Genomic DNA, 15,613 nt, shown 5'->3' with positions numbered 1-15,613 from the left:
CCTCTTTCATCGCATCGCTAAGGGACGTTCAAAAAATAATATGGAAAACTTTACATGCATTGCTTGCTTCTGGCAGTCAATCCAGCATAATTCTGTTTAAGAAAAGCATTTTTCTGTCACACCGTTTGCGGGAGGATTCACAACGTGTATTGAAACATCCGGAATAACGGCGAGCATAAAACCGGGAGGCGATCTATACACAGAATATTTCTGACACAGACGATATTCACACCACACAGTCAACCAACCTACTGACAAGGAGAACCATGATTATCAATATTGCCAACCAATGGTTTGATCCATCCAAATACGATGATATTACCATTGAGGATCAGAAACTTCTGATGGAAGGTTATGATAAAGCTATTGAAGCTCTCAGAAAAAATATCACACCACTCGGCTTTTCCGCCTGTTCACTGACGGATAATCCTGCGACAGGGACCGATGCAAATTACCGTTCGGTCTGGGCACGGGATGGTTGCATGACGCTGATCTGGAGTTTGCAACTCTCACAATATGAAGACATTCATCAATGCCAGCGACAAACCCTCATTACGTTGCTGGATCATCAATCTCCGACAGGACAAATCCCGGCAAACGTTCGGATTGATTCAGAAAGTCCTGATTATGGAGGAGTGGGGGGAATTGGTTCCATTGACAGCGGATTATGGCTGATTATCGCGGTTTGGCGCTATACTCAAGCAAACCAGGATCGGTTTTTTATTGATAATTATGCGTTTCAGCTTCAGCGCCTGATGGATTGGTTGAGTGCCCAGGATATTAACAACTGTGGAATGCTCGAAATTCCGGATTCCAGTGACTGGATGGATCTGTTTCACAGAAATTACAATGTGCTGTATGATGAGGTTCTGTGGTATCGGGTGCTGGTGTGCTATGCCAATATTCTGGAATGGCAGGAAGAACCTGAACGCTCAGGGGATTACCGGAAATGGGCGGTTCATGTGAAGGACGTGATTCTGGAAAATTTCTGGCCTACCACCATCAATGAACGTGGAAGTCGGGCCAAAGAATTCAGTCAACGACAATTTGCCATGGGAAATTCTCAATATCTGATCAATCAGATTTCACCTTTTTCCTATAGCTGGCGCTGTGACATTTATGCCAATTTACTGGCTTACGTCAATGGCGTCACCTCAACAGAACTCGCTCGCGTGACTTTTAACTTTTTATGGGGAGTTGGCGCAAACATTCCATGGCCTGTGAAAAACCTTTATCCTCCGGTTTATGCGGGAGATCCGGAATGGCGTGATTTTTTAACGGTCAATCTGCTCAATCTGCCCAATCACTATCACAATGGCGGAATTTGGCCGTTTATCGGAGCGTTATGGGTTCGTGTCATTCATAAACTCGGACTCAAAACACTCGCGCGCAATGAAATGGTCCAATTGGCCCGTTTATGCAAACTCGGACTCAAGCATGAGTGGGAATTCAATGAATGGTTTCATGCCGATACTGGCCGGCCCATGGGAAAATATTTCCAGGCGTGGAACGCCGCCGGATTTATTCAGGCATGCCATGATCTTCAATTAGACCCGTCACACCTGAAAGAGCAGGAATAATCAGTCCTCCAGATTCCAGGGTTCGTAAGGTTTTTCCACCAACAAATTCATGGAGGGCGAGTACCGTGCCTCCGCGACACTGATCAACTGTTGCGCGATGCTGGTCCAGGTGAACAGACTTCGTGCTTTATGGGCACCCATGCGTTCCATTCTGGCTCTCAATTCAGGATATTTCAGGACTTGATACAAAGCGATCCCGAATTCTTCTGTGTCAAACGGATTGGCATACAAGGCATGACGACCAAACGTGGTGGCGTTCCATAACCCACCTTCGGTTGTTACCACGGTTGCGGTTCCGCAGGCCATGGCTTCCAAAGCAGTCATTCCGAAAGGCTCATAGCGGCTGGGCATGGCAAATACCGTTGCGGCCCGATACCAATCCGGCAGTTCGTCTTCGGTGATATAACTTCGTAGCGTGACATACTGTTCCAGCTCCAGTTCATGGATGATCTGTTTGATTTCATCCATATAGGCCTGTTCCTCCTGATTCAGGTCGCTCCCCCCCGCCGCAAGAGACAGGCGCACATTCGGCATACGATTGACTACCTGGCGAAACGCCCTGATCAACAAATCATACCCTTTGTTGCGCGCCATCCGCCCCAGGCAAAGCACCGTGGGATGCTCCAGATCAAAATGCTGTCTGATCGCATTCCGGGTGGCGCTACTCACCGGATAAAACCGGTTGTCATCGTATCCTGCAGGTAGCAATACCAACTGTTCTTTGGGAACGTCATATTCTTTCTGGAACAAATCCAGTTGAAATGGTGTTGTTGCGGCTACAAATTGGCAGGAATGGTAAACCTGGAGTTCATGATGAATGCGGTTCTTAAAATTATATTTTTGTTCAAAATGTGCCGCATTCTCCGGATAATCCTGCAACATTTGAAATTTCTTCCAGATTCCCAGAGAATGGGGCGTGTGGATATGGGGAATATTCAATTCTTCCGACAGATTCTGTGCCGCGACCCCGCCATCCCAATAATGGCTGTTGATGAATTGATAAGCGATTTTGTTTTTTTTAATAAACCGCAAAGCATTCTGTCGCCATTCCGGAAGGTATTCATACAGATATTCCTTGGGAATGAATTTATTGCCTCCGCAAGGGACTCGAAGGATACGGACCTTGGGTGCGACTGCTTCAATTTCAGGCTGATCCTCAAATTGTCGTGTCCAGATATCCACTTCATACCCAAGTTGTGCCATTTTCTTGGACAACTCCAACACATAAACCACTTGTCCGCCGGTATCCGCATTACCCAGCGGAGGTTCTGCCGCGACATATCCGTGCGTTGAAACCATGGCCACTCGTTGTGCCCGGGAACGTGGTTTTTTCGATTTGGCTGTTTCCATCATATTCTCCTTATTCATGAAGTCATTGGCTTCACTCAAGACTCAAAAAAATTGGAAATAAAATTCTAGCCGTATTGTGTCAATGCGATCAAATGGAGTGATGTTTCTAATGCTTGAGCGATAACTCGTATCATTCATTCGAACTGACACACGAGGCTGATGACTGGTAAGCCAATTTTGCTAACCAACGACAAAGTCTGACATAATACAGCCATTGTTCCAATATATAAATTTTGATCAACAGGAAATCCGGACATAAGATAGCTGACCAGATAAGTTTCTTCCGGACAGACAGTTTGTATGATGCGTCGCAAAATGTCCTGAAATTGCCAGAAGAACTGAGAAATGAGAAATGAACAATATTTAGCGGGCCGAGCGGGAAGAGAAACTTGTTTTTTTCAGTTCAGATCTTGATAATGAATCATCATTCAAATAATGACTACAAGGAGTCTCACGCTATGGTGTTCAGACTGATTTACAAAACAAATACATGTGTCTGTAGTCTGATTTATTAAACCACACTTATCCAAAGGATTGATATGAGCGGATTTTCTTATATTACCCCCAACATTGAACAACAACTTCAGGCATGGCATTCGCTATCACAAAACGTTGCCAAAGAAGAAATTCTTCCCACCATTGCTATCTCTCGGGAATTTGGCTGTGAAGGCTATCCGCTTGCGGATATTCTGGAAAAGAAACTCAGTGCTTTTCAAAAGAATACCTGGATCGTTCTAAGTAAGGACATTATGAACAAGATTGCGGAAGACTCAGGATATTCCACCCACGATCTGGAAAAAATCAAGCATGTTTCCGGCCCCTTCAACTCCATGATTTCCAGTATTTTTGGAAAAACTCCTGACCAATATGAAATTTTTCAATACACAAAAAAAACCATCCTGCATGTCGCGAAGCAGGGCCACGCGATTCTGGTCGGGCGGGGAGCCGCTTGCCTGACACAGGACATGCCCAACGTCGCACATTTCCGGTTAGTGGCCCCCAAAGAGTTTCGGATCCAGCGAGTGATGAAACAACTGCAACTCAATGAAACGGATGCGTCCAAATATCTGGATGAACATCAAATTGAACGAACACATTTTGTGAATAAATTTACTGGAAAAGATGTCACCGATCCGACCTTGTATGATTTGGTGTTGAACAATGGCCGAAATACGCCGGAACAAATGGCTGATATCATTGTTTCCTACCTGAAGCAAAAAAAACTGATCTGAGTTTCACGCCAGCCTTTCCTTGATGGGCGGACTCACTCCGCCCTGTTGTTCCTTCCTGTTTGTGGACATTGAATCTTGATCTCACCATGAAATTTTTATTCAACAGCATCGTAATCAAAAATTTTGGGGTATTTTTTCTGGGCATCCTCGTCGGTGGTTTTCTACACAACAATTATCATCAGCTTGACAAACTTGGGCGCTACTATGAGCGGATGAACCAGTTTCTCACGGAATATCGCGAGAACAGGGTTCGAGACCGTTTAAAAAAATCACTGATCAGCCAACAGCAATTGACCCATCCAGAGCTGTTCAATCCTGGAGACATCATCTGGTTTCAAGGCAAATTTGTGGCAACAGAACTGATGCACAATCAACTGGCAATCTTTGACGATCTCCAGTTCACCAACTTGCGCCATTTTGATCCCCAAAGTATCGGCCAGAAATTCTACAACCCTCATTTTATGGCAATCAGTCCGTGGAATACGTTGCTTCTCAGCGATGGCTGGGGTTCTGCCATCGTTGAAATCAAGGATCTTGAGGGAAACGGTTGGAAAACTTTTGATGGACCGGACCACTCCATGCACGGTCCTCATGGAATCTGTGTTGCTCAAGACGGTTGGATTTATGTGGCTGATTCAAAAAAATCCAGAATCGTTCGTTTCAGGGACATGGATGGTAAAGACTGGCAGGTGTTTGCAGACCATCAACACAAAATATCCTATGCCCGGCAATTGATCTGTGACGAAGACGGAATCTGGATTGCCAACAGTTATGAAAACTTGCCCGGACTCAATCAGGGCCAGGGAGCCAATATCCTGAAAATTGCTAATTTTGAGTCGGGCATGACCGAGGAAATTTTTTCTCTGCCTTACACCAATATCACCGGAATGTTACGCATAGGTAATCAATTCATATGGGGCGAATGGATCATGGGACAACGTCTGGTCACCGGTCAGTTGGGACACAATATTACTGTTGAACTGGTACCAGCTCAATCTCTGGGTGTTCCTTATGGCATGAGATTCTTTCCTGAACAGAATTTATGGCTGGGGACTTACTTTGGATCATGGGATTGGCAAAAAGATAAAGGTGGAATCCTTTCCATGAAAATCGATTGATCCCTGAAACAAAAATAAGTTTGTGCTGGCAAATCAAAGCCGATACAACCCGGCTAAAATATCAATGCTTGTTTTTCAGGAGGAATATGTTTCGATTGCCTGTTATTGCCGGATATGGAGGAGTCAACGCGGCAGGACGCAGTTCCTGTGCCAGAGGTTATCAGCGCATGATTCTGGATGTGCTACCCGCTGATAAACAACAGGAAACCCTGTTGGGGTTGGCCTCACAAATGCGGTTAGTCGAATATCAGAATGGACAGTGGCTGGAAGAGGGAACCCCGGTCACACCAGCGTTCATTGTAGAAAAATACCGTGCCTTTATTCTGGAAAATACCCTGATCCGTAAAATTTCCGGCGAGGCATTTCCCGGCCAGGGCATTCCATTTCATCGTCCGGTTCATCTTAATTCTGAAAAAAGCATCACATTTCAAATCAAACGGAAAGATCTGCCTGAGACGGTACCTTCATCGTGGGAAATTCATGATACGGGCAACGAGATTCTGGAAATTCATCTTAAAAATCCAGCAGGAGTTCTGTTGGCTGAAACCAGACCTTCGTTGGTAAACGCCGCGGGTCAACTCCCCACAGGTTTCAATCCTCAACAATGGTATCCAGCCCGTCAGCATCCCCGCGGACTCCAGATGACCATTTTCGGTATTTCTGACGCCTTATCTTCCTGTGGGATTCCGTGGGAAACCATTCTCAATAAAATCAAACCCGACGAAGTTGGCGTTTATGCGTCAAGCGCAATGAGTCAGCTTGATGATCAGGGCTATGGTGGAATGCTCAAGGCGCCCTATCTTGGCACTCGCCCAACCTCAAAACAACTCCCGTTTGGTTTTGCGGAAATGCCCGCTGACTTTATCAATGCCTATGTTCTGGGAAATCTTGGTGCCACATCAGGCATCCTTGGGGCCTGTGCTTCTTTTCTGTATAACCTTGAAATGGGCGTGAGAGATATTCAGAGCGGAATTCGACGCGCGGTGATCGTGGGAACCAGTGAAGCACCTGTTTTACCGGAAGTGATTGAGGGCTTCCGTGTCATGAAAGCTCTGACTGAAGACAAGGATTTGCTGGAACTGGACAAGGCCCGGGGACGAATAGTCCCTGATTATCCCAGAGCGTGTCGTCCCTTTGGTAATAATTGCGGATTTGTGATGGGGGAATCGGCACAATTTCTGGTTCTGCTGGATGATGAACTTGCAATGGAGTTGGGAGCACCAATTTATGGAGCCGTACCCGGAGTGTTTATCAATGCCGATGGTTTTAAAAAATCCATTTCAGCACCAGGAATCGGTAACTACCTGTGTCTTGGAAAAACAGCAGGATTGTTGCGGAAAATGCTCGGAGATACCGCATTGAGTCAACGCACTTACGTGCATGCTCATGGGACAGGAACGCCTCAAAACCGTGTGACAGAATCGCATGTGCTCAATGAAATCGCTAAAGCGTTTTCCATTCCTTCCTGGCTGGTTACGTCGGTCAAATGTTACACAGGACACTCCCTGGGTACCGCGGCCGGAGATCAAATGGCCACAGCCCTTGGCACATGGAATGAGGGCTGGATTCCCGGAATTTTCACCCTGGACCAGATTGCCGATGATGTGCATCGTTCCAATCTGAAGTTGGAACAGGAACACCAGTTCGCTGGTATCAATGGAATGGACGCAGTGGTGATCAACTCCAAGGGATTTGGCGGAAACAACGCAAGCAGTGCGGTGTTGGCGCCGCACATAGTCCATCAGATGCTGAAAAAACGTTATGGAGAATCCCGTTTCAAAGAATATCGCAAACACCTTGAACAGGCGGAGCAATCCATTGCGGATTATGATCAACGGGCACTTCAGGGGGAAATCACCCCAACTTATATTTTTGGAAAAAATGTCCTTGAGGGCGACATGCTGAACATCAGTCGAGAGGCCATTCACATCCCCGGATACACGCATCCGGTTTCCCTGGATATACCAGATCCTTATGCTGAGATCAGCCCCAAAAACTGATCAGGAATTGAGGTCTGTAACACTGAAACCCTTTAGCAAAGTGGAAATTTATGAAAACAGGTTGGGATAAATTCAAAAACAAAATTTTTGTCAGTCTTTTCCAAATCCCCTGGGTCAAAGAACGCTGGACCAGTCAATACAACGCCCTGGAATCAGACAGCATCCCCTGGACGCCATTGTCCAAACCGCTGTCCCAATGCAAACTCGCACTCATTACAACCGGCGGAGTCCACCTTAAAACAGATCCACCCTTCAACATGAGTGATCCTGAGGGAGACCCTTCTTATCGTAAAATCCCCTCAACTATCGCTATCGAGCAATTGATGATTACACATGATTATTTTGACCACAAAGATGCGGATCAGGATATCAATCTGGTCCTACCGATCGAAATTGTCAGAGGTTTTCAACAGGAAGGGCGAATTGGTCAATTAGCCGATCATTTCTATGGATTGATGGGACACATTGAAGGACAGCATCTGGACACACTGGTCAAAAAAACCGCTAAAGTTTTGGCAAAACAGATGAAACAGGAATCTGTCGATATTGCCCTGCTGGTTCCTGCCTGAGGTTTGTGCAACCAGACGGTCGGTCTGGTACAACGTGAACTGGAACATCAGGGAATCACTACTGTGGGAATCTCCATTGCTCGTTCGATCAGTGAAAAGGTAAAGCCCCCCCGAACCTATCATTTGAAATATCCTTTTGGCCATGCATTGGGAGAACTCCGTAAGGTCCGTCAACAACAACAAATTGTTGAGGATTGCCTCAAACTCATGGAAACAGCCACAGAACCGGGCGTGATTACGGATTCGCCCTATCGCTGGAAGCGGCATAATTTTGAATAAAATTGTCAATGGTCTCTTTTTTGCTTCTTTTCGGTAAAGACTTTCCTGTTTATTAGAATAAGGACCCATTTACCGTTTAAAAAGCTTATAAAGTTCTCCAGGCAGGATTGACTTAAGCCCCGGTAATTTGTAAGGAAATGAATTAAGGTCTGAATTCTTAAGGATTCTAACTATCATGATAAACTTCAATGTAACCACCCATGACGTCAAAAGGAATGAACTATGGTTCAGATGATTGGATACAAAATCATGGAGCCTTTGTATAAAAGCGACAGAACCCATGTATTTCATGCGATTCGTGAAGCGGACAATCTTCCTGTTACGTTAAAAATTCTGAATGTCGAATATCCTCTTCCTGAACAAATTCAACATTTCAAAACAGAATTTGAACTGTTAAGCAGTCTGAACATCAAAGGTGTCATTCAAGCTTACGCTCTGGAAAAATATAAAAATTCACTGGCAATGGTTCTGGAAGAATTCAGTGGTATTTCCCTGGCAGACTACCTGGAGCAACAATCCATGTCCATTCCCGATTTTTTGGAAATCGGCGTGAACATTTCGAATATTCTCCAACAAATTCATGATCTCCGTATACTTCACAAAGATCTGAATCCCTCCAATATTTTATGGAATGCGGAAGCAAAGGAAATCAGAATTGTCGATTTCGGAATATCTGACTACATCGATGATCTTCCCGATCAGATTGATGTTTTTGAAGGAACGTTGGCCTACCTCCCGCCTGAACAGACCGGGAGAACCAACCTGAAAATGGATAACCGCAGTGATCTTTATGCACTGGGTGCGACGTTTTATCATCTACTTACTCATCGAATCCCCTTTGAGGGCGATGAAGCGGAAATCATTCATGGGCATCTTGCCAAAGATCCTGTTCCTCCACATGAACTGATTCCTGAAATTCCTGTTATCATTTCAAAGATTATTTTGAAACTCATGGAAAAATCCATGGATCAGCGCTATCCCAGTGCAGCCAGCCTGTTAACGGACCTGAATGAATGTCTGACCCAATGGAAACTTTCCGGGACTATTGTCGAATTTGAACTTGCCCAGATGTCCTCACGCAAAGAACTGAAATTTCCTGATAAGCACTATGGTCGCCACTCAGAACGCCAGGAGGTTATCAGTCATTTCCAGCGCATATGTGATGGAGACAAAACGTTTTTGTTGATTGAAGGACATTCCGGTTCAGGAAAAACAACATTTATTCATGACATCGAATTTTATTTAAGAGAAAATCAGGCTACTTGTTTACACAGTGATCCACATCCATCCAATCAGAATATTCCCTATTCTACCATCATTGAAGCGCTTACAGAGTTTCTTCAGAGTATTCTGAGTGAAGATGAAGTTCATGTGAGTTTCTGGAAACAGCGCTGTTTGGATGCCTTGCATGGAAATGGGAAGGTGTTGATTGATCTGCTTCCAGATTTGGAACACCTGATTGACAAACAACCATCTGTGCCAACCTTGCCCCCCATTGAGTCCCAGAATCGACTCCATTACGTTTTCCGGCAGTTTCTCAGTGTCATTGCTACTGTTGATAATCCTGTAGTGATCTTTATCGACAATCTGCATCTTATTGATGACGCTTCCGCCAGCCTGATTGAAAACTGGATGAGTTCCCCTGAAATGAAATATTTGCTCATTGTTGGGACGATTGATGGAGAGATTTCACATTCAAGGCAGGTGGAACGACTGCTCAATGATCTCAAAAAATGTCAGAATAAAGCCTTCTATGCGCTTAAATTATCGCATCTGACTATAGAGAATGTCGCAGAAATACTAGGCGATGTTTTTTCCATGGAAACCGCTGAGGTGATCGACTTAGCAGAAACCTGCCACCATAAAACAGGAGGAACTCCATTTTTTCTGGCACAATTTGTTGAGGCGCTTCAGGGCTGTGGCTTTGTGTGGTATGACGATTCTAATCAAAAATGGAAATGGAATCTGGAAGAAATTCAAAAACAGGAATTTACTGATAATGTCATCAGTCTTATGATTGAGAACATCAATCAGCAGGATGAAACCCATCAACTGATTTTAAAACATGCCGCCTGTCAGGGGACGGATTTCAGTGTTGAAATACTCCATCATACCACCGGGATTGATCACAAAGTTATTCAACAAATGTTGAACGATCTGGTTGAGCATGATTTCATCCATGAATTGGTATCCCGGGAAACCGCAGAAGAACATGATTGTTCCAATAAGACATGCGCCTTCACCCATTCAAGAATTCAACAAACGGCATATTCTCTGATGAATGTGAGCGAAGCCGCAAAAATTCATCTCAAAATAGGGCAATTTCTGGTGCAAAATCTTTCACCGAAAGAAAAAGAATCTCGAATTTTTGAAATTGTTAATCATTTCAATGCGGGCATATCCGAAAGTACCTCAACTAAAGAAACAGAAATTGCCGCACAACTGAACTTTGAAGCAGGTCAGAATGCAATGCAGACCGCGGCTTTTCAAGAAGCAGAGCAACTGTTTGAAACCGCTGTTTCCTTATTGCCTGATAATTCATGGAGTTCCCATTATCGCTTCAGCCTGGACTTGCATACCGCAGCAGCCACAGCCGCACGTCTGAGTCCTGATTATGAGCGCATGGAGTTTCACACCGCTAAAGTGCTCGAACACGCAAAAACACTCCTGGAAAAAATTTCGGTTTATGAAAATAAAATTGAAGGATTGATCAGTCAGAATCAATTCAGAGAAGCCATTAAACTGGCCCTATCGGTCCTAACTCAGCTTGGTATCTCTTTTCCAAAAAATCCTACTAAACTTCATGCCGCGTTGTCCCTGTTGAAAGTCAAACGACGTCTATTCCATAAATCAATGGATGATCTAATGGCACTGCCACCGATGCGAGACCCTGAAAAATTGGCGGCCTTACGTCTGATCAACACGATATTTTCAGCTACATATATTGCATTCCCACCACTATATCCGCTACTGATCCTCAAACAGGTTGATCTCTCCTTAGAATATGGAAATGCGCCTTTATCTTCATTGGCCTATTGCGACTATGCTTTACTGCTTTGTGGAATTCTTGAAGAATTTGATCAAGGCCAGAAGTTTGTGGAATTGTCACTGCATCTATTGAACAAATATCCATTACCGCAACTTGAAGCACGAATTCATTTTCTCATCCATGCATTTATCCGTATCTGGAAACACCCGATTGTCGACACGATTTCTCCACTGAAAGATGCCTATTATCAGAGTTTGTTTGCGGGTGATCTGGAATATGCCGGTTATATCGCCAGCCTGCATGCCAATCATGAGTATTTTTCCGGAAAGAATCTGCCAGAACTGATTCAGACATTTGAACAATATATTGAAGAACTAATCCAGCTTAAGCAATCCGCGGCGATTGAATACATGGAGATCTCCTCACTGGCTTTTAAAAATTTGAGTATTCCCGGACCACATCCTGAACAATTGATCAGTCCAACTTTTAATGCTATCGAAAAAGAACAGAAATATCTTGATACCCAGAACTATACGGGGCTGTTTACCTTGCAACTGAACAGAGCTTTTCTGTGTTATCACTTTTATGATTTTGCCAAAGCGTTGGAATATACCAGCGAAACCAAAAAATATCTCGATAGTGTAACAGCATTATATTCAGTCACATTGTATAATTTTCATAATTCACTGATTATTTTGGCATCGCTGTCTCAGGTCACTGCATTAAAACGAGCCCGATTGCTCAAGGAAGTAGCAGACAACCAGAAAAAAATGAAAAAATGGGCTGATAATGCTCCAGCCAATTTTCTGCACAAATACTACCTGATCGAAGCTGAACGAGCTCGATGTTCACGCAAAGAGAGTCGGGCTCGACAGTTTTATAACCTGTCTATCGAATATTCCCGTAAGTATGGTTATATTCAGGATGAAGCATTGGCTAATGAACTATTCGGGAAATTCTGGATGGAACAAGCAGAACCTGAGGTTGGACAACTTTATTTGACCAAGGGACGACATCTATATCATTTATGGGGCGCTGATAACAAATGTGAATTTCTGGACAGGCATTTTCCACAATTACTGAATTCCAGAAAAAAATCTGGCACCCTTTCTCAAACAGTCACTGGAACACTACAACAAAATACGACCCTATCGACTTCATTTTCCACCAATCTTGATTTGACCGCGATCATAAAGGCAACCCAGGCCATTACCGGTGAAGTATACTTAAATGCTGTTCTGCGAAAAATCATGCAGATTGTTATGGAAAATACTGGATCACAACGTAGTTTCTTTCTGGTTCATCGACAGGGGGAGTGGAGTATCGATGCGATGATTGATCTCCACGTGTCAAAGGACTCTGTCGAATTAGCCATTCCGTTGGAATCAGACATGGCCAATGAAATGCTACCATTACCAATTGTGAAATATGTGATAAGAACCAAGGAACATGTCCTGCTGGATGATGCTGTTGGAAATTCAAAATTTGAAGACTTGCCCTATATTCAAGAAAATCAAGTACGATCGCTACTGTCTTTGCCCATTAAAAATAGAAATCTCCTCAACGGGATTATTTATCTCGAAAACAATCTCACAACTGGCGCCTTCACGCCAAATCGCCTGGAAGTTTTAAAAATTATGGCGACGCAGGCCTCCATTTCTATCGAAAATGCGTCATTGTATACTAATCTTGAGCAAAAAGTTCAGGAACGCACCCAGCAGCTTAATGAATCGTTACAACAAGTAGAACAACAGAACACTACACTGTTGGCCAGTAATCGAAAACTCGAAGACCTCAGTCATATCAAAGCTCAACTTCTTGAAAAACTGAGTCATTTGTATGAAGATGATCTTGGTGGGATGCAAAAGCATTTGGAACAAATGAAGCAGGATCCCATTGAAAGCTATCAGGATCATCTCAGTGCGTTGGAGCGTCATTTGTTTCAGATTGAGCATGTCCTGCAACCCGTCACAGCAATGCACCGAACAGAAAAGGCGATCAAAAGCAAACGCCTGCTTCTAATGGAAACCAATAAAAAACAACAGATTTTGGCTAAAATGGCTTTGCGGGGAACTGGTGTTGAACTGGATATTGTGTCTGACTATGAATCAGGTAAAGAACAACTGGAACAACAATCTTATGATATAATTTATACCAATGCAGACCTGATTGATCTCGCAAAATATGCTCACACCAAAAACCCTGAAATTGCTACAGTGTTTACAACCTCTGCAAAAGCTCAGGATTATCTACCGATTCTCCGTCAGTATCCTTTTCTTTCGAATATTGTTTCCACCAGTGAGGAAGATCGAACTTTTACTATAAAAAATATTATCACAACAGTCAGTAAACTGCTCAGCAAGGATTTTTTTGGAATGGAAAAATATCTCAACTGGGGTGTTGAAGTTCATCAAGAAACCGTAACAGACAGTGATTCTAGAGGTCTGTTGGTGGAATCTATGACTGATTATTTTCAACAATTGGGAATCCGTAAATCATTTTTAACTCACTGCACCATGATAGCAGAAGAGTTACTGATGAATGCTATTTATGATGCACCCCATGATTCCGCTGGAAAACCGATTTACAATCATCTCCCCAGAACCATTCCTGTTGCACTTAAACCTGAAGAACAAGGAACTTTCCGTTATGCCTGTGATGGGATTCTTGTCGCAATTTCCTGCGAAGACCCCTTTGGAGCATTGAGTAGACAAATTGTATTGGATTATCTGGACAGTTGTTATCGCGGTGAAGCTGGTAGCATTAATCTTGAGAAGGGTAAAGGCGGAGCTGGACGAGGCTTATTCCAGATAATGGAAAAATCTGATCTGGTCGTGATGAATGTTAAATCAGGAATTAAAACTGAAGTCATTGCCTTTGTAAATATCTCTCCTGATAAACCAAAAACTGAAAAAATCACTTCATTCCATTATTTCTTTGATTGATCACCTATTGGATGTTTTCATTGTCTGAATCTCCCCATACGATCTCAATCCAACCAGAAGAAATCCATTTCTGGCAAACCAGTGTTGATCATTATTCAGAAGCAACCCTTAGACAGTTTTATACATGGTTAAGTCCGGAGGAACTTTCTCAATATGATCGTTTCAGCTTGGATTCATTAAAAATCCGGTATCTGGTTACACGTGGTTTTGTCAGAAAACTACTAAGTGATTATTTAGGTAACACTCCCCAAGCTCTTCAATTTATCAAAAACAAATATGGGAAACCCTCACTTTCAGCAAAATACCAACCACCTGATTATACGCTTGAGTTCAATCTGTCTCATACAAACAACGTGATTGTCTGTGGAATATCCAGAAATCATGAAATTGGGATAGATATTGAGAATTATACTCGCAGCATCCATCTTGAAGGGATTGCAAAAAGATTCTATGCACCAAGTGAAATGGAAAGTATTTTCCGCTTACCTGAACCCTCACAAGCAATACGATTTTTCAGCTATTGGACACTCAAAGAATCTTTTCTCAAAGCGCTCGGAACCGGCATCGCATTCCCTCTAAGCGATGTGATTTTTGATATATCCGCTGAGGATTCGCTCATTGATTTGTCTTTTGGTAAAAATATCAAAGAATCGCCTGCTCAATGGCAGTTCTGTCTTTTCAATCATTTATCACATGATTTAATTTCTATTTGTGTCAGGAAAAATGAACTGAAATCTATATCTTTAAAATTTTGGGAGTTAGTAGACAGTAATAATCACCCATTCCTTTTTCAAAGAATTTTCTTAAGAAAAGGAACATGGAATATATAAATTTGATTTATTACTGATTTCGAAAAATGGATGGTTTTTGAGGATTTTTTGAGTTGTTTTTTTGGTGCCGAGAGCCGGAATCGAACCGGCACGGGGGGATACCCCACTGGATTTTGAGTCCAGCGCGTCTACCAGTTTCACCACCTCGGCCTGCCTTAACAAGAACGCAATAAGGAATCCGGCGCTGACCGACTCTCCCACCAACGTAAGCTGGCAGTACCATAGGCGCAACAGGTCTTAACTTCTGTGTTCGGGATGGGAACAGGTGTAACCCCTGTGCCAAAAGCACCGGACTTCTTAAAGGTTCTCAGATGAAGCATGAGGAATCAGGAAAGAACCCTTTGGGGACAGAGGAAGGGACAGGAGATGTAAGTTAAACCACCCGGTCGATTAGTACAGGTCAGCTTCATGAGTTACCCCACTTTCACATCCTGCCTAACGAACTAGTAGTCTTCTAGAGACCTTTGGGGGCCATAAAGACCCGGGAGATCTATCTTGAGGTTGGCTTCCCGCTTAGATGCTTTCAGCGGTTATCCATTCCGAACATAGCTACCCGGCGATGCGCCTGGCGGCACAACCGGAACACCAGCGGTTCGTCCACTCCGGTCCTCTCGTACTAAGAGCAGATCCTCTCAAATAAAGTTGTCCAACCTCAGGTTCTGCTTGTTCCATCCAGAATTTCCCGAATAGTTCATTAGCCAATGCTTCATCCTGAATATAA

General features: G+C 43.6%; 9 protein-coding genes, 1 tRNA gene and 2 rRNA genes. 8 read left to right on the top strand and 4 right to left on the bottom strand.

The window, feature by feature from the left end; genetic code table 11:
• Positions 1 to 266: 266 nt before the first annotated feature.
• Positions 267 to 1,580, top strand: a complete 1,314-nt coding sequence (locus HQM11_11895) for a hypothetical protein (GenBank protein MBF0351724.1) — start codon at positions 267 to 269, stop codon at positions 1,578 to 1,580.
• On the opposite strand, the gene HQM11_11890 is transcribed toward HQM11_11895, so the two are convergent.
• A complete protein-coding gene (locus tag HQM11_11890) occupies positions 1,581 to 2,933 on the bottom strand; it encodes a glycosyltransferase (GenBank protein MBF0351723.1) in 1,353 nt (450 codons plus the stop codon).
• Positions 2,934 to 3,469: 536 nt separating this feature from the next.
• Here HQM11_11890 and HQM11_11885 point away from each other — a divergent pair.
• From HQM11_11885 to HQM11_11855, 7 genes are all read left to right on the top strand, one after another.
• Positions 3,470 to 4,162, top strand: a complete 693-nt coding sequence (locus HQM11_11885; GenBank protein ID MBF0351722.1) for a cytidylate kinase-like family protein — start codon at positions 3,470 to 3,472, stop codon at positions 4,160 to 4,162.
• Positions 4,163 to 4,248: 86 nt separating this feature from the next.
• Entirely contained in the window at positions 4,249 to 5,280 is a 1,032-nt protein-coding gene (locus HQM11_11880; GenBank protein ID MBF0351721.1) for a hypothetical protein, read from the top strand.
• Between the two features lie 86 nt (positions 5,281 to 5,366).
• Positions 5,367 to 7,280 carry a beta-ketoacyl synthase gene (locus HQM11_11875; GenBank protein MBF0351720.1) on the top strand — a complete coding sequence of 638 codons (1,914 nt, stop codon included), beginning with the start codon at positions 5,367 to 5,369 and terminating at the stop codon, positions 7,278 to 7,280.
• 50 nt (positions 7,281 to 7,330) lie between these two features.
• Positions 7,331 to 7,849 (top strand): hypothetical protein, encoded by a 519-nt coding sequence (locus HQM11_11870; protein MBF0351719.1) that lies wholly within the window; start codon positions 7,331 to 7,333, stop codon positions 7,847 to 7,849.
• Between the two features lie 3 nt (positions 7,850 to 7,852).
• Complete coding sequence (locus HQM11_11865; GenBank protein ID MBF0351718.1) at positions 7,853 to 8,128, top strand: hypothetical protein; 276 nt, start codon at positions 7,853 to 7,855, stop codon at positions 8,126 to 8,128.
• Positions 8,129 to 8,350: 222 nt separating this feature from the next.
• Entirely contained in the window at positions 8,351 to 14,062 is a 5,712-nt protein-coding gene (locus HQM11_11860) for an AAA family ATPase (protein MBF0351717.1), read from the top strand.
• A gap of 20 nt (positions 14,063 to 14,082) precedes the next feature.
• Entirely contained in the window at positions 14,083 to 14,892 is an 810-nt protein-coding gene (locus tag HQM11_11855) for a 4'-phosphopantetheinyl transferase superfamily protein (protein MBF0351716.1), read from the top strand.
• Between the two features lie 62 nt (positions 14,893 to 14,954).
• On the opposite strand, the gene HQM11_11850 is transcribed toward HQM11_11855, so the two are convergent.
• The 3 genes from HQM11_11850 to HQM11_11840 all read right to left on the bottom strand — a co-directional run.
• Positions 14,955 to 15,042, bottom strand: a tRNA-Leu gene (locus HQM11_11850).
• 26 nt (positions 15,043 to 15,068) lie between these two features.
• A 5S ribosomal RNA gene (gene rrf / locus HQM11_11845) occupies positions 15,069 to 15,185 on the bottom strand.
• A 76-nt stretch (positions 15,186 to 15,261) separates the two neighbouring features.
• Positions 15,262 to 15,613 (bottom strand): 23S ribosomal RNA (locus HQM11_11840); the annotation flags it as partial.

The organism is SAR324 cluster bacterium (assembly GCA_015232315.1).
Classification (GTDB): Bacteria; SAR324; SAR324; order SAR324; family NAC60-12; genus JADFZZ01.
This window is presented reverse-complemented; position numbering and strand designations above follow the sequence as displayed.